Origin of the sequence: Streptomyces sp. NBC_01013 (genome assembly GCF_045162765.1) — a bacterium.
GTDB lineage: Bacteria > Actinomycetota > Actinomycetes > Streptomycetales > Streptomycetaceae > Streptomyces.
The window spans coordinates 1,351,720-1,369,097 of the sequence record NZ_CP108687.1 but is presented as its reverse complement, the minus strand read 5'-3'; the positions used below and the strand labels follow the sequence as shown (position 1 = coordinate 1,369,097).

The 17,378-nt window shown below is 71.7% G+C and carries 16 protein-coding genes; 7 read left to right on the top strand and 9 right to left on the bottom strand.

Annotation, left to right across the window (positions count from 1 at the left end):
* Positions 1-2 precede the first annotated feature (2 nt).
* From uraH to OG538_RS05880, 5 genes are all read left to right on the top strand, one after another.
* Complete coding sequence (gene uraH, locus OG538_RS05900) at positions 3-395, top strand: hydroxyisourate hydrolase (RefSeq protein ID WP_406090849.1); 393 nt, start codon at positions 3-5, stop codon at positions 393-395.
* Between the two features lie 7 nt (positions 396-402).
* Positions 403-1,326, top strand: a complete 924-nt coding sequence (pucL, locus tag OG538_RS05895; protein WP_406090847.1) for a factor-independent urate hydroxylase — start codon at positions 403-405, stop codon at positions 1,324-1,326.
* Positions 1,327-1,393: 67 nt separating this feature from the next.
* Positions 1,394-2,791, top strand: coding sequence for a nucleobase:cation symporter-2 family protein (locus tag OG538_RS05890; protein ID WP_406090845.1), 1,398 nt, complete (start codon positions 1,394-1,396; stop codon positions 2,789-2,791).
* Between the two features lie 42 nt (positions 2,792-2,833).
* On the top strand, positions 2,834-4,228 hold the full coding sequence (locus OG538_RS05885; protein ID WP_406090843.1) for an 8-oxoguanine deaminase: 1,395 nt from the start codon (positions 2,834-2,836) through the stop codon (positions 4,226-4,228).
* 271 nt (positions 4,229-4,499) lie between these two features.
* Positions 4,500-5,951, top strand: coding sequence for a nucleobase:cation symporter-2 family protein (locus tag OG538_RS05880; protein ID WP_406090841.1), 1,452 nt, complete (start codon positions 4,500-4,502; stop codon positions 5,949-5,951).
* Between the two features lie 82 nt (positions 5,952-6,033).
* Here OG538_RS05880 and OG538_RS05875 read toward each other — a convergent pair whose 3' ends face one another.
* The 3 genes from OG538_RS05875 to OG538_RS05865 form a co-directional block, all read right to left on the bottom strand.
* A complete protein-coding gene (locus tag OG538_RS05875) occupies positions 6,034-6,897 on the bottom strand; it encodes a chitosanase (protein WP_406090839.1) in 864 nt (287 codons plus the stop codon).
* Positions 6,898-7,068: 171 nt separating this feature from the next.
* Positions 7,069-7,380 (bottom strand): SH3 domain-containing protein, encoded by a 312-nt coding sequence (locus OG538_RS05870; RefSeq protein ID WP_406090837.1) that lies wholly within the window; start codon positions 7,378-7,380, stop codon positions 7,069-7,071.
* A 188-nt stretch (positions 7,381-7,568) separates the two neighbouring features.
* On the bottom strand, positions 7,569-8,417 hold the full coding sequence (locus tag OG538_RS05865) for a chitosanase (RefSeq protein ID WP_406090835.1): 849 nt from the start codon (positions 8,415-8,417) through the stop codon (positions 7,569-7,571).
* Between the two features lie 60 nt (positions 8,418-8,477).
* Here OG538_RS05865 and OG538_RS05860 point away from each other — a divergent pair, with 60 nt between their 5' ends.
* Positions 8,478-9,161 (top strand): alpha/beta fold hydrolase, encoded by a 684-nt coding sequence (locus OG538_RS05860; RefSeq protein WP_406090833.1) that lies wholly within the window; start codon positions 8,478-8,480, stop codon positions 9,159-9,161.
* A gap of 45 nt (positions 9,162-9,206) precedes the next feature.
* Here OG538_RS05860 and OG538_RS05855 read toward each other — a convergent pair whose 3' ends face one another.
* Both OG538_RS05855 and OG538_RS05850 read right to left on the bottom strand, forming a co-directional pair.
* Positions 9,207-9,812, bottom strand: a complete 606-nt coding sequence (locus tag OG538_RS05855) for a TIGR03086 family metal-binding protein (protein WP_406090831.1) — start codon at positions 9,810-9,812, stop codon at positions 9,207-9,209.
* 37 nt (positions 9,813-9,849) lie between these two features.
* Positions 9,850-10,911: an amidohydrolase family protein gene (locus OG538_RS05850; RefSeq protein WP_406090829.1), complete on the bottom strand. Its 1,062-nt coding sequence runs from the start codon at positions 10,909-10,911 to the stop codon at positions 9,850-9,852.
* 123 nt (positions 10,912-11,034) lie between these two features.
* Here OG538_RS05850 and OG538_RS05845 point away from each other — a divergent pair, with 123 nt between their 5' ends.
* On the top strand, positions 11,035-12,027 hold the full coding sequence (locus OG538_RS05845; RefSeq protein ID WP_406090827.1) for a fibronectin type III domain-containing protein: 993 nt from the start codon (positions 11,035-11,037) through the stop codon (positions 12,025-12,027).
* A 14-nt stretch (positions 12,028-12,041) separates the two neighbouring features.
* On the opposite strand, the gene OG538_RS05840 is transcribed toward OG538_RS05845, so the two are convergent.
* From OG538_RS05840 to OG538_RS05825, 4 genes are read right to left on the bottom strand one after another with little or no spacing between them, the layout of a single operon-like run.
* Positions 12,042-13,217, bottom strand: coding sequence for a DUF2201 family putative metallopeptidase (locus tag OG538_RS05840; protein ID WP_406100000.1), 1,176 nt, complete (start codon positions 13,215-13,217; stop codon positions 12,042-12,044).
* On the bottom strand, positions 13,214-14,422 hold the full coding sequence (locus OG538_RS05835; protein ID WP_406090825.1) for an AAA family ATPase: 1,209 nt from the start codon (positions 14,420-14,422) through the stop codon (positions 13,214-13,216). The genes OG538_RS05840 and OG538_RS05835 overlap by 4 nt, the downstream gene beginning before the upstream one ends.
* Positions 14,419-16,164 carry an ankyrin repeat domain-containing protein gene (locus tag OG538_RS05830; protein WP_406090823.1) on the bottom strand — a complete coding sequence of 582 codons (1,746 nt, stop codon included), beginning with the start codon at positions 16,162-16,164 and terminating at the stop codon, positions 14,419-14,421. Before OG538_RS05830 ends, OG538_RS05835 begins: the two co-directional genes overlap by 4 nt.
* Positions 16,161-17,297 carry a gala protein gene (locus OG538_RS05825; protein ID WP_406090821.1) on the bottom strand — a complete coding sequence of 379 codons (1,137 nt, stop codon included), beginning with the start codon at positions 17,295-17,297 and terminating at the stop codon, positions 16,161-16,163. Before OG538_RS05825 ends, OG538_RS05830 begins: the two co-directional genes overlap by 4 nt.
* Positions 17,298-17,378: the final 81 nt, after the last annotated feature.

The window sequence follows — 17,378 nt, the reverse complement described above, 5'->3', positions numbered from 1 at the left end:
TCTTGAGCACCTTCGCCACCGCATCGGTGTCCACCCACATCCTGGACACCAGCACCGGCCGGCCCGCCGCAGCCGTCGCCATCGCGCTCGCCGCCCGCTCGGGCAGTGACGCGCAGTGGGTGGCGCTCGGAGGATCCGCGACCGATGCGGACGGACGCTGCAAGGACCTGCCGGCCCTGCCGGAAGGCACCACCCACGTACGGCTCGACTTCGAGACCGAGTCGTACTTCGCCCGCAAGAAGCAAGCCGAGGCGCAGCAGGACGCCCCCCGCGTAAGGGACAGCGGCGCGTTCTTCCCGGAGGTGGCGATCACGTTCGCCGTCACCCCGGGCGAGCACTATCACGTACCGCTGCTGCTCAACCCGTTCGGCTACTCCGTATACCGAGGGAGCTAGCAGACACATGCCCACGATTCTCGGCCAGAACCAGTACGGCAAAGCAGAGAACCGCGTCGTCAAGATCACGAGGGACGGCGACACCCACCACATCAAGGACCTGAACGTCTCGGTCGCCCTCTCCGGCGACATGGACGACGTGCACTACTCCGGCTCCAACGCCAACGTGCTGCCCACGGACACCACCAAGAACACGGTGTTCGCCTTCGCCAAGGAGCACGGCATCGAGTCCGCCGAGCAGTTCGGCATCCACCTCGCCCGTCACTTCGTGACGTCGCAGGAGCCGATCAGGACCGCGCGGATCCGGATCGAGGAGTACGCCTGGGAGCGCATCGCCACCTCCGACGGCAACTCGCAGTTCATCGGTTCCGACGAGGTCAAGCACTCCTTCGTCCGCAAGAACCAGGAGATCCGCACCAGCCAGATCACCTTCGACGGCGAGAAGTGGCAGGTCGTCTCCGGGCTCAAGGACCTGACCGTGATGAACTCGACCAACTCCGAGTTCTGGGGTTACGTCAAGGACAGGTACACGACGCTCAAGGAGGCGTACGACCGCATCCTGGCCACCGACGTCTCCGCCCGCTGGCGCTACAACTGGACCGACGACGAGCAGCGGATGCCGAACTGGGAGAAGTCCTACGAGCAGGCGCGCAAGCACATGCTCCAGGCCTTCGCCGAGACGTACTCCCTCTCGCTCCAGCAGACGCTGTACCAGATGGGTTCGCGCATCATCAACAGCCGCAGCGAGATCGACGAGATCCGGTTCTCGCTGCCGAACAACCACCACTTCCTGGTGGACCTGGAGCCGTTCGGCCTCAAGAACGACAACGAGGTCTACTTCGCGGCCGACCGTCCGTACGGGCTCATCGAGGCCACCGTACTGCGGGACGGAGTCGAGCCGCAGATCCCGGTCGACATGACCAACCTCTGACGCGGCGCCGTGCCGGTTCCCGTCCGTCCACAGCGGACGGGAACCGGCCGGGCCGGAGGGAATTCCCATGGCACAGCCAGCACTTGGGCCCGCAGAAGCAGAAGGCCCATGTCCCACCCCGCCTCGGAGCCCGGTCCACCCGGTGGACGAGAAGCCTGCCCCGTCGCGGCTCGTCCCCGCCGCGCTCCAGCACATCGCCGCCATGTACGCGGGTGTCGTCACTCCACCGCTCATCATCGGCCAGGCCGTCGGTCTCGACCAGGCGGGTATGACCCGGCTGATTGCGGCGAGCCTGCTGATCGCCGGCTGCGCCACCATCGTCCAGACGCTCGGCATCGGTGGTTTCGCCGGCAACCGGCTGCCGTTCGTCAACGCCGCCTCGTCCGCGGGCATCGCGCCGATGCTCGCCATCGCCGAGACCACTGCTCCCGGCCACCAACTACCCGCCATCTACGGGGCGGTGCTCGTCGCAGGTATCTTCTGCCTGGCCGTCGGCCCGTTCTTCGGCAGACTGCTCCGCTTCTTCCCGCCGCTCGTCACGGGCGTCGTCATCACCCTCATCGGTGTCACCCTGATGCCGGTCCCGGTCTCCTGGGCCCAGGGAGGCGACAGAACGGCCGCCGACTTCGGCGCCATGAAGTACCTCGCCCTGGCGTCCTTCACCCTCGTCGTCATCCTGCTCGTCCAGCGCTTCGGCAGGGGCTTCTTCCGTCAAGTGGCCCTGCTCATAGGTCTGTTGGTTGGAACCCTGGCCGCCGTGCCGTTCGGGCTCGCCGACTTCTCCGCGATCCGGTCGGCGCCGGTCGCGGCTCTGCCCACCCCCTTCGCCTTCGGGGCGCCGGAGTTCCAGCCCGCGGCGATCCTCTCGCTCTGCATCGTGATGCTCGTCCTGATGACCGAGTCGTCCGCCGGAATGCTCGCGCTCGGCGAGATCTGCGACCGGCGCACCGACGGGCGGACCATCACCCGCGGACTGCGCACCGACGGCCTGGCCACCCTGGCCGGACCGGTCTTCGGCGGATTCCCCACCAGTGCGTTCGCGCAGAACGTCGGCGTGGTGTCGCTGACGAAGGTGCGCAGCCGGTACGTCGTCGCGGCCGCGGGCGGCGCCCTGCTGGTCCTCGGCGTCTTCCCGGTCCTCGGCGCGGTCGTCTCGCTCGTCCCGATGCCCGTGCTCGGCGGCGCCGGCATCGTCCTGTTCGGCTCCATCGCAGTCAGCGGCATCCGTACGCTCTCCGAGGCCGGACTCGACGACAGTTCCAACATCATCCTGGTCGCCGTGGCGCTCGGCGCAGGCATCATCCCGCTCGCCGCGCCCGGCTTCTACGCGGGATTCCCGTCCTGGGCACAGACCGTCCTGGGCTCCGGCATCAGCGCCGGTGCGCTTGTCGCGGTCCTGCTCAACCTGTTCTTCCACCACCTCGGCACCCACGGCCGCACGGCCGTGGCACTCAAATCCTCCTAGGGTCCTGCCGTGCCCACATCGCTGATGAGAGAAGGAAGCACCATGGCAGCACCGGCAGCCGACCGAGTGGAACGCATCGTCATCGAGAACTGCTCGATCGCGACCGTCGACGCCGACGACACCGAGTACGCCGCGGGCCATGTCGTCGTCGCGGGCAACCGCATCGAGTCCGTCGGCGCGGGCCGGGCACCGGAGGGCCTGGAGAACGTCGTACGGCGCATCGACGGCACCGGGCACCTCGTCACGCCCGGTCTGATCAACACGCACCACCACTTCTACCAGTGGATCACCCGCGGTCTGGCCACCGACCACAACCTCTTCGACTGGCTGGTCGCGCTGTACCCGACCTGGGCGCGCATCGACGAGCCGATGGCCCGTGCCGCCGCTCAGGGCTCACTGGCCATGATGGCGCGCGGCGGCGTCACCACCGCCATGGACCACCACTACGTCTACCCGAAGGGCTCCGGCGACCTGTCCGGTGCGATCATCGGCGCCGCCCGTGACGTGGGCGTACGGTTCACGCTCGCGCGCGGTTCGATGGACCGCAGCGAGAAGGACGGCGGGCTGCCGCCGGACTTCGCCGTGGAGACCCTCGAAGGCGCGCTGGCCGCCACCGAGGCGACGATCGACGCGCACCACGACACCGCCTTCGACGCCATGACCCAGATCGCCGTCGCACCCTGCTCCCCGTTCTCCGTGTCCACCGAACTGATGCGGCAGGGGGCTGAGTTGGCGAGGCGGCGCGGGGTCCGGCTGCACACGCACGGTTCCGAGACGGTGGAGGAGGAGAAGTTCTGCCACGAGTTGTTCGGCATGGGCCCGACCGACTACTTCGAGTCGACCGGCTGGCTCGGTGACGATGTGTGGATGGCGCACTGCGTCCACATGAACGACTCCGACATCGCCGCCTTCGCCCGTACCGGTACCGGCGTCGCGCACTGCCCGTCCTCCAACGCCCGCCTCGCCGCAGGCATCGCCCGGGTCCCGGACATGCTGGCCGCGGGCGTCCCGGTCGGTCTCGGCGTCGACGGCACCGCCTCCAACGAGTCCGGCGAACTCCACACCGAACTGCGCAACGCCCTCCTCATCAACCGCCTCGGACCCCACCGCGAACGCGCCCTGAACGCCCGTCAGGCCCTGCGCCTGGGCACGTACGGCGGCGCCGAGGTCCTCGGACGCGCGGACCAGATCGGCTCCCTGGAACCCGGCAAGCTCGCCGACCTCGTGCTCTGGAAGATGGACACCCTCGCCCACGCTTCCATCGCCGACCCGGTGACCGCCCTGGTCTTCGGTGCCGCCGCCCCCGTCACGCTCTCCCTCGTCAACGGCAAGCCGGTCGTCGAATCCCACCGCCTGACCACCGTGGACGAGGACGCCATCGCCCGTGCCACCCGCGACGAGGCCCGCCGCCTCGCGCAGATCGCCGCCGGAGCCTGACGGCTTCCGGCGCCCCGATACCGGCCGGCCGAGGGGGACGGCCCTCGGCCGGCCGCCGTGGACCCGAGCGGGGTCCACGGCAGCCGGTCCGGGAGGCGCGTACCCAGAGGTACGTACCTCCCGTACCGGTGAATAAGCTGCCGCACCAGCTGCACGACCTGCCCCACCTGCATCAACGCACCACACGGGGCCCGGTCCTCCGGACCGGCTCCGGCACCACCTCCCTGATACCCACGTCGCCGCAGACGTGTACCCGACCGGAGGAACCGCCGTGGCAGCTACGCCCAGGTTTCGCAACGACGCAAGTGCAGCACCCGACCCGGACGGCCGGCCGGAAACGGCCCCGTCCGACCGGAAACATCCGGTCGAGGAGACGCTCCCCCCACTGAAGATGTTCACCAGCGGTCTGCAGCACGTGGCCGCCATGTACGCGGGTGTGGTGGCCCCGCCGATGATCGTGGGACCCGCCGTGGGCCTCACCCCCAAGGAGACCGCCTTCCTGATGGGGGCGAGCCTGTTCACCGCGGGCATAGCCACCCTGCTCCAGACGCTCGGCTTCTGGCGAATAGGCGCCCGGCTGCCGTTCGTCAACGGTGTCTCGTTCGCCGGGGTGACGCCGATGGTGGCGATCGGCAAGGACCGCGGACACGACGGCATCGCCGTGATCTTCGGCGCGATCATCGTCGCCAGCCTCCTCGGCTTCGTCCTCGCCCCCTACTTCTGCAAGCTGGTCCGCTTCTTCCCGCCCGTCGTCACCGGCACGGTCATCACCCTCATCGGTGTCTCCCTGCTGCCGGTCGCCTTCAACTGGTCCCAGGGCGGCAACGCCACGGCCGACGACTACGGCTCCACCACCAACATCACGATGGCGGCGGTCACCCTGGTGATCGTCCTGGCCCTGAGGAAACTGCTGCGCGGCTTCCTCCAGCAGATCGCGATCCTGCTCGGGCTCGTCATCGGCACGCTCATCGCGATACCGGTCGGCATCACCGACTTCGGAGCGATCAAGGAGGCCGATGTCGTCGGCTTCCCCACGCCGTTCCACTTCGGGGCGCCGCAGTTCGAGATCGCCGCGATCGTCTCCATGTGCATCGTGATGCTGGTCTGCATGACCGAGTCGACCGCGGACATGCTCGCCCTCGGCAAGATCGTCGACCGGCCGGCCGACGAGCGGACCATCGAGGGCGGTCTGCGCGCCGACACGCTGGGAAGTGCCCTCAGCCCGCTGTTCAACGGCTTCATGTGCAGCGCCTTCGCCCAGAACATCGGTCTGGTGGCGATGACGAAGGTCCGCAGCCGCTTCGTCGTCGCCGCGGGCGGCGGCATCCTCATTCTGCTCGGTCTGTGCCCGGTGGCCGCGTCCGTCATCGCGCTGGTGCCGCTGCCGGTGCTGGGCGGGGCGGGCATCGTGCTCTTCGGCTCGGTCGCGGCGAGCGGCATCCAGACGCTGGCCGCCGCCGCACTGGAGAAGGGCGAGAACGCGCTGATCGTGGCGGCCGCCGTGGGTATCGGGCTGATCCCGATCGCTGCGCCGGAGTTCTACCACGCCTTCCCGAAGGACCTGCTCGTCGTCCTCGATTCGGGGATCTCGACCGGGTGCGTCGTGGCGATCGTCCTCAACGTGGCCTTCAACCACCTGGGCCGGAAGCCGGACGACGCCCAGCCCGAAGCGGAGGCCCAGGACCGCGATCCGGTCAGCGCTGCCCCGGTGGGGGCGCACTGACGGCCTGCCAAAACGTTGTGGCGCGTACGCCATCGCCCGCGAGGGCGGCCGTACGCGCCACAACCGTTGCAGGCCCCGGGTGTCAGCCGATGTGGAAGCTGTCGCCGTACACCTTCCAGTCGAGCGGCGGATCCAGGTTCAGATTGCCTTCGTCCAGGAAGACCCGCTGGGCGGTGTCCACCCGGCTGGTGTCCGAGTGGGCCTCCTCCTGCTGCATGGCCCAGACCCGCGCGTCGAGGAATGCGTTGAGGTACGTGACCTCGTCGCCGCCCTGGGCCGGCGGCTTCGCCTGCGCGAGAGCGCGCTTGCGGATGGACCCGAAGCTCGTACTGTCGCCGCCGTCGCCGTGCATCACGATGGCGTCGTAGTACGCGAACTGGCCGAGCGTGCCCAGCCCGTCGCTCTTGCCCCGGCTGACCGCCGGGTCGAAGTACACCCGGTCGCGCTCGTCGTTCTGGGCCTGCTGGAACGCCGGATCACCGGCAGCCGCCTCCCAGGCCTCGCTGAACCCGGGGTCGAGGCCGTCGTGCGAGTCGGTGCCGTCCACATCGCGCAGGGCCGGCAGGTACTCGGCGAGGACGTTGTCCGGCTCCCGCTCCGTGTACAGCTCCACCAGGTCGAGCATGTCGCCGGTGCCGGAACAGAAACCGATGATGCCGGCCGTGTAGCCGCGGCCGTCGTCGATGTCCTCGATGTAGCCGTACTGCCCCTTCCAGTCCAGTGAGGAGTTCTCCGCGCTGGAGACCAGTTGCATGGCGATGTCCTTCTTCGCCGGATCGTCGAGCCCGGTCGCGGCTGCCTCCTGGTGGTGAACCGCCGTGGGGGCGGATGTGGTGCCTGCGAAGGCGGTGGCGGGGATCGCCGTGAGGGTCAGACCGAGCGCGACGAGTGCGACGCGCACGGATCGGTTGCTGCGACGTACGGTGCGCTTGTGGGGAGCGTGCACCAGTCCTCCAAGGGAGTTCGTCGTTCCGATGATTCTGTTAGGAAGCTTTCCTATCAGAGTCGAACGACGGTCGTACACCCCTGCGACACGTGCGAGTTCGGTTCGGACCGGACGTACGAAAGCCCCGCACCGGGCCGTAAGGGCGCGTGGTGCGGGGCAGGTAGTGCCGGGTCAGCAGTCCAGATAGGCCACGTGGATCCAGACACCCGTGGGTCCGCCCCACAGGTTACCCATCACCCAATTGCCCTGCTGGCCGCGGTAGTCGAGGTTCTGGCCCCGGTTCACCTGGCCCAGCACGGGGTAGTCCGTCCCCGGCCCGCCGCGGAAGTTCACTCCGTTGTCGTTGACCGTGCAGACCAGGGTCGGCGCCGCCTCGACGCTGTGCGCCGTCACCGTGCTCGGCGCGGCCTGGGCGGCGGGGGAGACGGCCAGACCGAGACCGGCGGTCAGCATGGCCGCGGCCAGCAGAATCTTCTTCATCATGTCGCAAGCTCCTCAGTGATCCGGCCCACGACGCGTGGACCGTCCGCCCGCCTCAACGGGCCGGCCGGCCGACGGGTCACGGGTCGCGGGTGTCTGTGCCGGGGCAGCGAAAGCACAGGTCACATGTGGTTTGCACCGGCGTACACAGATCGCGCGGCCAATGCCTCGCGCGCCTGTCGATCATGGGTTTACGAACCGCCCGGCCCCTTGATCCGGTAGCTGTCGCCGTACACCTTCCACTCCAGCGGTGTCTCCAGACCGAAGTTGCCCTCGTGTACGAACACCCGCTGGGCCGTCTCGACCCGGCTGGTGTCGCTGTGCGAGGGCTCCTTGCGGATCGCCGCGACCCGCGCGTCGAGGAAGGCGTCGAGGTACGTCCCCTCCTCGCCGCCGTCCGTGGGCGTCCGGTCGTCGTCGAGTGCCTGGCTGCGGATCGTCCGGAATCCGACGCTGCCCGCGGTGTCACCGGCCCCGTGCATCACATAGGCGTCGTAGTAGATGAACTGGCCCAGCGTGCCCAGCCCGTCCTTCTTCGCCTGTCTGACCGCGGGATCGAAGTACGACCGGTCCCGCTCGGTGTCCTGGGCCCTGCGGAACGCCGCGTCACCGGCGGCCCTCGACCATGCCTCGGTGAACGGACGGCCGAGTCCGGTGTGCGCGTCGGTCCCCTTCACCGCGCGCAGGGCGGGCAGGAACCGCTCCAGCGGATTTCCGGGCCGGGCCTTCGTGTAGCGCCTGACCACGCTCAGCATGTCGCCGGTGCCCGAGCAGAAGCCGATGATGCCGGCCGTGTAGCCGCGGCCGTCACGGATGTCCTCGATGTAGCCGTACTGGGCCTTCCAGTCCAGGGTCGAGTTCTCCGCGCTGGAGACCAGGCGCATGGCGATGTCCTTCTTCGCCGGATCGTCCAGTCCGGCACCGGAGGCCCCCTTGCCCGAGGAGTTGCCCGTACCCACCCCCGCACAGCCGGAGGGTGCCGCGACGGCCAGGACGAGAGCGATGAGGGTGACGACTGGAGAACGCGCGGTGAGCTTCACCTTTCCAGCCTGCCAGGCCGTGGGAATGATCTTCGCTCATTCGGCTGTAGCGTCAGGGGTATGGATGATCAGTCTGTTGTGGATGTCGGCGATGTACGTCTGGCGTACCGGACCTGGGGCGACCCGTTCGGCTCGCCCGTGCTGCTGCTGCACGGCCTCGGCGATTCCTCCGCGAACTGGGAGGCGGCCGGGAGTCTGCTCGGTCAGGAATGGCGGGTGTACGCCCTCGACCTGCGAGGTCACGGCGAGAGCGACTGGCCGGACGAGTACGACTTCGAGCTGATGCGGGACGACGTCCTCGGCTTCCTGGACGCGTGCGAGATCGACCGGGTCGGCCTGGTCGGCCACGACATGGGCGGGGTCGTCGCCCACCTCGTGGCCCAGGAGCACGCGGACCGGGTGGAGCGACTGGTCCTGGTGGAGACCCCGCCGCCGTTCCCCGGCGCGGCGGGCCCCGCCGTGCCCCCCGAAGGACCGGTCGACTACGACGAGGCCGTGCTCGCGGCCGTGCGGACCCAGGTGGCCGACCCCGACCCGGCCTGGGCGGAGGGCCTCGGGGAGATCGTGGCCCCGACGCTGATGCTGGCCGGCGGCCCGGCCAGCACCATGCCGCAGGCCCGCCTCCAGGACATGGCCTCGCTGATCCCGGACTGCCACCTCATCACGCTCGGCGGCGGCCACCGGCTGCACGAGGTCCATGCCGACCAGGTCGCCCAGCAGATCACGGAGTTCTTCACGAGCTGACGGGCCCGCCCCGGGGCACCGCCGGCGGCGGGGGCGCCCGCTGGATCAGCTCCCCGGCTGCCAGTCCGGGCGCCGGCCGCTGCGGGCGACCGCCCGGTCCAGCAGGGGCGCGTCGTCGGGGACAGGGACCGGCGGCCCGAACGGGGAGGTGGCCGGAGGGTTGTCGCCCAGGTCGGCGAGCAGCGCCATCGAGGTCCGCAGATGCGCCTCCTCGGCCCGGTACGGCTGCCCGGTGGACCTCGCCAGGTCCCAGCCGTGCAGCACCAGCTCATTGAGTGCGACCATGCCGGCCACCTCGCCGGGCAGGTCCACACTCCCTGCCCGGGTCATGCCCTGCCAGGCGTCCGGGGAGCGCCAGGCAGCCACCATCTCGTCGAGTGCGGTGGGCAGCGTGCTGCGCCATCCGTCGGTCAGCACCCCCGACTCCACCGAGGGTGCCGTGTCGGTGGTGGCGCCCAGCTCCTTGCGTGCGGCGTCACGGAACGCCACGGCCAGCCCTTCGACATGGGCGAGCATCGCGCCCACTGTGACGTCGGGGCAGGGGGTCGGGCCGGACAGCCGGGCATCGTCGATGGTGTCGAGCATCCCGGCGATCTGCCGGGCCGCGGGTTCGAGGTCGAGGAGGGGCGATGGGTTCGTCTGCGTATCCATACCTGTGCAGACTGCCGGAACGCCCCGGACTCATCGCTCAGCGCACCACGCGTCCCCGCAGAATGACCCTGCTGGGGTGATCGAGTGCCGCCGGATCGGCGGTGGGATCGGTGGCGTACGCGACGAGGTCGGCGGGAGCCCCGTCCGCCAGGCCGGGAAGCCCCAGCCAGGCCCGGGCCGTCCAGGACGCCGCGCCGAGAGCCGCCTCGGCGGACAGGCCGGCTCGCCGCAGCCAGGCCGCCTCGCCCGCGACCGTTCCGCAGGGGAACGAGTCCGTGCCGGCCAGCACCGTGACGCCCGCCTCGTGCGCGGCCCGGACGTTGCCGAACATGGTGTCCCAGCCGGCCAGCCACAGATCCCGCCGCACGCTCGGCTCCCGCGCCCGCATTGCGTCGGCCTTCACGCCGAACGCACCCAGCGTCGGTACGAACGCGGTGCCCTGCGCGGCCATCCGGTCCAGCAGCGCGGGATCCAGATGCATCCCGTGCTCCAGGCCGTCGGCCCCCGCCAGCACCGCGTTGCGGGTGCCCTCGGCGGTCTGGCAGTGCACCGCCACCTTGCCGCCGGCCGCGTGCACGGCGGCGACCACCTCGGTCAGCAGCGCGAGGGGCAGCGCGGGTTCGTCCGCGCGCCAGTCGCCGATGACCTTGCACCACCCGGACGAGGCGGCAGCCTCCTCCAGCGCCGCCCGCACGAGGTCGCCCTCGGCAACGTCCCGGCCGAATCCGGGGAAGAACCTGCCGGGCGTGGCCAGCCACCGCCCCGCCGAGGTGACCCGCGGCAGAGCCGGATCACTGCCCACCCACGCGGGTATCCGCCCGGCGGTCCCCGGCGTGCGCACCGCGAGCACGCCGGCGTCCCGGTGCTCGCCCAACTGCTCGCGCAGCAGGTCCTCGTCGAAGGGGGTGCCCGGCTCCGTGGCCCCGGGGTGGGTGTGCACGTCGACCAGTCCGGGCAGCAGCCAGCCGCCGTCCACGACCATCTCGGCATGCCGGCCCGCGAAACCCCCCGGCGGTGCCCCGGCCCGGAGCACCTCTCCGTCGACCAGGAAGGAACGCTCCTCGCGTTCGGGCAGCACCACTCCTCGTACGCACAGCATCCGCCGACGGTACGTCAGGCGGCCGGCCGGCGGTGCAGATCGGCAGATTGCGGAAGGCTCCCGCTCCGCCCCTTGTCGGCGGCCCCCGTGCCATGCGATACAGGTCTGGACCATTGCTGTCGGATGGAAGGCACCACCGTGCAACGCCCCCACGCAACCGCCGCGTTTGCCTGCTCCGCCGCCCTGCTCCTCGCCACCCTCACCGCCTGCGGCAAGAACGCCGAGGTCGACACCGGAAAACCGACCGCGCCGCAGGGGGTGACCGCCCAGGCGAGCAGCGCCACGTCCGCGCACGTCATGTGGGAGCCGTCCACCGACGACACGGCCGTCACCGGGTACGAGGTCTACCGCGAAGGAAGGAAGGCCAAGTCCGTCCCGGCGTCGAAGGTGATGACCGACGTCGACGGGCTGACCGCGTCGACCGCGTACACCTTCACCGTCCGGGCCAGGGACGCTGCCGGAAACCTCTCCGAGCCGAGCACCGCCGCAGCCCTCACCACTCCCGCGCCGACCCCCGCCGACCACGAGGCCCCCACTCGGCCGGTGAAACTGCGCGGCAAGGCGGACGGCGGCCGGGCCGCGACCCTGTCCTGGGGCGGCTCCACGGACGACGTCGGCGTCACCGCGTACGACATCTACCAGGAGGGCTCCCGCATCCACAGCGTGCCCGCCGCGCAGACCACGGCGCGGCTGACCGGACTGCGCCCCGGCACCATCTACACCTTCACCGTCCGCGCCCGCGACGCGGCCGACACCTCGTCGTCGGACAGCAACACCGTCGACCTCACCACCGCGGCCGTCCCCGGCGCACCCGCGAGCACCGCCCCCACGGATCTGCGGATCACGAGCAGCGCGCAGGGCAAGGAGTACGCGGTCGACCTGGACTGGAAGCAGCCGGAGACCGGGGGCAAGATACCCGCCTACCAGCTCTACCTGGACGGCAGGCTGACCACCACGATCGTCTGGGGCGGCGAACCGCCCGCCGGCCGGGCGAGTTACCGGCTGACCCTGAGCGAGCCGCGCGGCACCCGTCACTCGATGAAGATCCGCGCCAAGCTGCCGGACGGCAAGTGGGGTGACTTCTCGGCGGCGCGCACGGTCGTGCTCGCGGGCTGAGCCATCCGCCGGGATCAGCCGGGGACGCGGACCGTCTCGATCCACGGCGGCGGCTGCGGGGCGTCCGTCCCGATGAGCGCCGCGAGGAGCCGGCAGGAGGGGGCCTCGTCGGGCCAGGGAGTGAAGCCGTCGGTGAGGACGACCACGATGCCGGGCCGCTCGGGGGCGGCCAGCGCCCTGGCGATGCCCACCCGCATGTCGGTGCCGCCGCCCCCGCCGAGCGTGATCTGCTCAGCGGCCGTGACCCGTGAGACGGCGTGCACATCGGCGTCGCAGGCCAGTACGGTCACCCGGTTGCCCCGGATCCCCACCTCGCGCAGTACGCCGGTGACCTCGGCCAGCGCCGAGGCGATCTCGGGCTCGCCCATCGACCCCGATGTGTCGATGACGACCGCCACCCTGGGCAGCGGCCGGCGGAGGCTCGGCAGGACGACGCCGCGCAGCGCCGCACTCCGGCGGGACGGACGTCGGTAGGTGTAGTCGACCGCTCCGGCGGCCCAAGCGGCTGCCTCCCGGACCGCGCCCGCGAGTGCCCGCCGCCAGTCGACCGTGGGCTCCAGGACCTCGTCCGCCCAGCGCCGCCAGCCACCGGGCAGGTTGCCTCTGCTGCGCGCATGGGCGCGCATCGCTTCCGCGGTGTGGCGCCTCAGCGCCTCGGCCTCGACCGGGCCGACCCCCGTCGGGCCGGCCCCCGGACCGTCCAACTCCCAGGGCACCGGCTGCCCATGGGCGCCCGACCCGCAGTCGTGGGCGAAAGGGGACGGGGGCAGGGCCGCCAGGTACACCTCGAAGAGCTGCCCCTCCGGAAGACCGAAGAGGCGCGGCTCCAGCCGCCCGGCGGGCAGCGGGAGCCCGTCGGAGATCAGGTCGTCGTTGATCTCGCAGTCCTGTGCGACGTTCACGCGGTGCCGGTCCCGCTGGTCCGCAGCGGACAGCAGTCCGGCCCGGCCGTGGTGGTCGCGCAGCAGATGTGCCACCTCGTGCACCCAGACCGCCGCCAGCTCCGCCACCGGCGTCCCGTCCACGAACGCCGGCGACACGTAGCAGCGCCAGTGCCGGTCCACGCCCATGGTCGGCACGTCGTCGCTCGGCACCACCGTCAGCGCGTACAACGCGGACGCGAGGTACGGGCGGTCCTGGGCCGCCCGGTAGCGCGCCGCGAGCAGCTTCGTCGTGTCCAGCCGGCTCAGCCCCCCTGCGGTAGGGCGCCGGACTGCCGCAGCAGATCCAGGAACCCGTCGATCCCCGGCGGTACAGGCCAGTCGAGACTGCGCATGGCCGCCAGGTCGACCGCGGCCCGGGCGGCCACATCGGGCACCCCCGCCTCCACGGCCTTGGCCAGCACGGCCCAGCCCGCCTCCCAGCGCTGCCGGGTCGGATCGCCCTGCACGGCGGCCACGACGGCGATCAGGAAGGCGAGCTGCCGGTCCCCGCGCCGGGGGAGCGCGAAGGCGTCCGGGTCGGCGAGCACCCGGTCGGGGTCGGGCAGATCGAGGTTCTCCAGATAGGACAGCAACTCGATGCCCGCACCGTCCCCGACCGCTCCGGTCAGGGCGGCGGCGAGCGCCTCCCGCCCGGCGTCCGTCGCGTACCCGGTCGCGAGCAGGCGCAGCGCCATGTCCCAGGTACGCGGCGAAGGCCAGGCCCGGCCCCGGCTCTCCGCGTCGGCAGGGATGTGGTGGACCAGGCCGGGCCGCGCCGTCAGGAAACCGGAGACGGCACCCCGCGCACGGGCCGCGGCCCCCGGCACCTTGGCCGCCTGGACGACAGGAACGCCCAGGGCGGGCCACGTCCCCGCCATTCCGCGGGCCACGGTGCGCGGGTCGTGCGTCCACTGCAGATGGACGAACCGGTTGGCGAGCGGCGGGCTGAGGTGCCAGCCGTCCGCCGCGCTGGACGGAGGATTGGCCGCCGCCACGATGCGTACCGCCTCCGGCAGCACCAGGCTGCCGACCCGGCGTTCGAGTACGACCCGCAGCAGCGCGGCCTGCACGGCGGGCGGCGCCGACGACAGCTCGTCGAAGAAGAGCAGCCCCTGGCCGGTCCGGGCGAGGCGCACCGCCCAGTCGGGCGGTGCCATCGGCACACCCGTCTCCGCCGGGTTGTCACCCACGACCGGCAAGCCGGCGAAGTCCGACGGTTCGTGGACACTGGCGATGACCGTCTCGAGGCCGAGCCCCAGACCTGCGGCGAGCTGCTCCATACCGGCGGACTTGCCGATCCCCGGCTCACCCCACAGCAGGACGGGCTGGTTGGCCGTCACGGCGAGGGCCAGCGCCTCCAGCTGAGGGCTGCCGGACGGCTCGGTGCGGGTGGTGCGCAACCGCCGGTTGAGCTCGTCCGCGGCCGCCAGCGGGCCGGAACCGACGGACGGGGGCCGGATGGTGGTGCTCACTGTTCCTCGTCCTCTTCCTTCTGCTGCAGCGCGTCGTCGTACCACTGCGCCCCGATGCCCGGGTGCTCCGTCAGGACCCGCTCCCGGAGGAACTCAAGGTCCGCGCGCTTGTACCGGCGGATCACCTGGGCCAGCGAAAGCTCCATCTGATCGATGACGTCGATACGGGCCCCGGCGTCGAGCAGAGCCCTCACCAGCGCGGGGGAGCCGGCCTCGCTCACCACGACACCCAGCGGGGTCCGGTCGTGGTGATCCAGGGCTTCGAGGTCGAGCCCCGCCGCCAGCAGCCGGGGCAGCAACTCCTCGTGGTCGAGCAGATGGAGCACGTGCAGCAGCCCGCGCCGCCTGCCGTCGCGTACGTGCACGTCGACACCGGCGTCCAGCAGCTCCAGCACACCCGGGGTGTCCCCGTGCTGGACGCGCAGGAACAACTCCTGGCGCTGCGCCCGCAGCGCCTTCGGGAGCCGCCCCGTTCCCGAGGTACAGGAGTGCTCGACCGCGAAGCAGCCGGACACGGCGCCGCCGAACGCACGCATGGCGCTCTCGCGGTTGCGTTCCTCCTCGGTGTGCGGGGAGCGAAGCGCACCGTCCCGGAACACGACCTCGTGCCATTCGCCTCGGCACCGCACCCGCACCGGGCTCGGCGCCGACGGATCCGGTGGGCCGAACGGGCCTTCGAGCCCGGGGAAGAGCGCCCTGGCGACGAGCGGATGCAGCCACTTCGCGGGCATGGCGCCGGCCCGCAGCAGATCGAGGTCGGGAAGCCGGTGCCAGACCACCTGGGGGAGGAAGGCCGCGGCCGGAACCGTCCCGGGCTCCACGACGCGGGCCCGCAGCCGCCCGCCGGCGCTGTGGTCGGTGAGTTCCAGCAGGACGTGCCCCCGCCAGTGGGCGCCGATCAGGAAGCGCTCCCTCCCGGTGGCTGCCGTCGCCCGCCGTACTCCCGCCTCCAGCCGTGCGATGTCGACGGCCGACCAGGCGACGACCTCCTCGGGATTCACGCGGTACCACGAGCGCTCCGACTCCGGCGGCGTCGGATCCCAGTCGACCCCCGCGGCCGCGAACGCCTCGGCGACCTTGCCGTCCTGGTGCAGCAGCGTCACCCGCTCCGCCCGCTCCGCCGCGTCCCCGCGGCCGGACGGGCCGAGCTCCCGCGGTGTCAGGGGGGTGCCGTCGTCGTGGAGGAACGGGATCCACTCCCCGGCACCCGCGGCCCCGCGCAGTTCGTCGGTACGCCGCGCATCCCACACGTAGCGGGCCGCCCGCCAGTCCTCGGTGCCGGAACCGAACACACCCGGCGAGGTCTCGCCGGGGACGCCACCGAAGCGCAACGCGAGCCGCTGGGGTCCGTCGACCATCGGGGGCGTCCGCAGATGCAGATACGGAGAGAGGGGCAGACCGCCGCCGGTCCGGTAGCCCGCCAGGACGACGGTGCGGTCCGTGGCGACCGTCGAGCGTCCTCCCAGTACCCGGGGAAGATGCCAGCGCACCAGGTCGGGGGCCAGGTGCTGGAGGTCCGACACGAGCGCCGCAGCCACGGCCCGACCGTGCTCGGCCGCCACCTGCGCCGGGTCGAAGGCCACATCGAATCCGGACACGGCGAGCGCTCCCCGCCAGTCACCCGCCAGTCGGCGCTCCGTGGCACGCTCGACCATCCAGCGGGGCACGGCGTACCGACGTGCGCTGCGCAGACTCGACGCTGCCTCGGCCGGGAGGAACGGGTCGTCGGGGCGGCGCTTCACCGGTAGACGCTCCGTATCGCCCGCAGGTCCGCGTGGGCGCCGCTGTCCGGGCGCAGCCGCGTCGCGAAGGACCGCTTCACCTTGCGGGGGAGCCCCGGGCCCAGCCCGACGTACTCCAGTCGGGAATCCGTCCCCACCGCGCCCAGCAGGACCTTCGCGCCCCGCCCGGTCAGCCCCGTGTGGGCCAGCTCAAGGCGTCGCAGCGGACTGCCGCGCAGCGCCCCGGCCAGCGCCCCGGCCCCGGCGTCACCCGTCGCGTTGCCCGCCGCCCCGAGGCTGCGCTCCGACATCGGGCGCCCCAGGTCGAGCGCCTCGATCCCGTCGAGCGCGCCCGCCAGCGCACGCGCCCCCGCCGGCCCGATGCCGTTGCCGCCCAGCCCGAGCCGCACCGGGCGCGCCGGATCGGCCGCGGCGGCGAGCACGGTGGCCCCCGCGTCGCCCAGGTGGTTGGCCGACAGGTACAGCTCACGCACGCCCGCGTCGCGGATCAGCGCGGCGAGAGCGGGGGCGCTCTCCGCCTCCAGCCCGTTGCCGCCGAGGAACAGCCGCTCCACGGGCCGCTCCCGGGCTGACAACACCCCGAGCAGTACGTCCAGCCCGGTGGCGGTGATCCCGCTGTTGACCAGGTCCAGGCTGCGCAGCGTGGTGTTGCGGGCCAGCATCCGCGCGAGGACCCGGACACCGGCGTCGCCCAGCGGATTGCGCTTCAGCCACAGCGCCCTGACGGTCTCGTCCCCGCCGAGGGCGTCGGAGAGCGCGGCGGCTCCCTCGGCCCCGATGCGGTTGCAGCCGAGATAGACGGTCCGCAGCGAGTGATGTCCGCCGCGCAACGCGTCCGCGACCGTGCGCGCGCCCTCGTCGCCGAGGGAGTTGGTACCGAGCAGGGCGTGGACGGCGTGCGGCGACCGTACGAGAGCGGGCATCACCCGGGCCGCACCGGTGGCTCCGAGCCCCTGCTTGCACAGATCGACACGTCCGTCCGCACGCAGGGTCCCCAGCGGGAACACCTCGTCCGCTCCGACGGCCCGCTCCTGCGCGAGCCGGTCCAGCAGCGGATCCAGCTGTGCCGCGTCGGCGAGCGGAATGTCCGGGTGCTCGATCGCGGGGCAGCGCACGGGCATTGGCTGCGACATCTCAACTCCCCAGTCCCTCGCCGAAATCCCGCGGGGCCGGAGGACGACCGCGTCCGCCGCCCGTCCAGGACGCCGACGCCA

What these genes read in the sequence shown, in the direction of transcription:
- pucL (WP_406090847.1), top strand. Translation starts at nt 403, where the DNA reads ATGCCCACGATTCTCGGCCAGAACCAGTACGGCAAAGCAGAGAACCGC.
- OG538_RS05870 (WP_406090837.1), bottom strand. Translation starts at nt 7,380, where the DNA reads ATGATGAAGAAGATTCTGCTGGCCGCGGCCATGCTGACCGCCGGTCTC.
- OG538_RS05855 (WP_406090831.1), bottom strand. Translation starts at nt 9,812, where the DNA reads ATGGATACGCAGACGAACCCATCGCCCCTCCTCGACCTCGAACCCGCG.
- OG538_RS05890 (WP_406090845.1), top strand. Translation starts at nt 1,394, where the DNA reads ATGGCACAGCCAGCACTTGGGCCCGCAGAAGCAGAAGGCCCATGTCCC.
- OG538_RS05825 (WP_406090821.1), bottom strand. Translation starts at nt 17,297, where the DNA reads ATGTCGCAGCCAATGCCCGTGCGCTGCCCCGCGATCGAGCACCCGGAC.
- OG538_RS05885 (WP_406090843.1), top strand. Translation starts at nt 2,834, where the DNA reads ATGGCAGCACCGGCAGCCGACCGAGTGGAACGCATCGTCATCGAGAAC.
- OG538_RS05850 (WP_406090829.1), bottom strand. Translation starts at nt 10,911, where the DNA reads ATGCTGTGCGTACGAGGAGTGGTGCTGCCCGAACGCGAGGAGCGTTCC.
- OG538_RS05860 (WP_406090833.1), top strand. Translation starts at nt 8,478, where the DNA reads ATGGATGATCAGTCTGTTGTGGATGTCGGCGATGTACGTCTGGCGTAC.
- OG538_RS05845 (WP_406090827.1), top strand. Translation starts at nt 11,035, where the DNA reads ATGGAAGGCACCACCGTGCAACGCCCCCACGCAACCGCCGCGTTTGCC.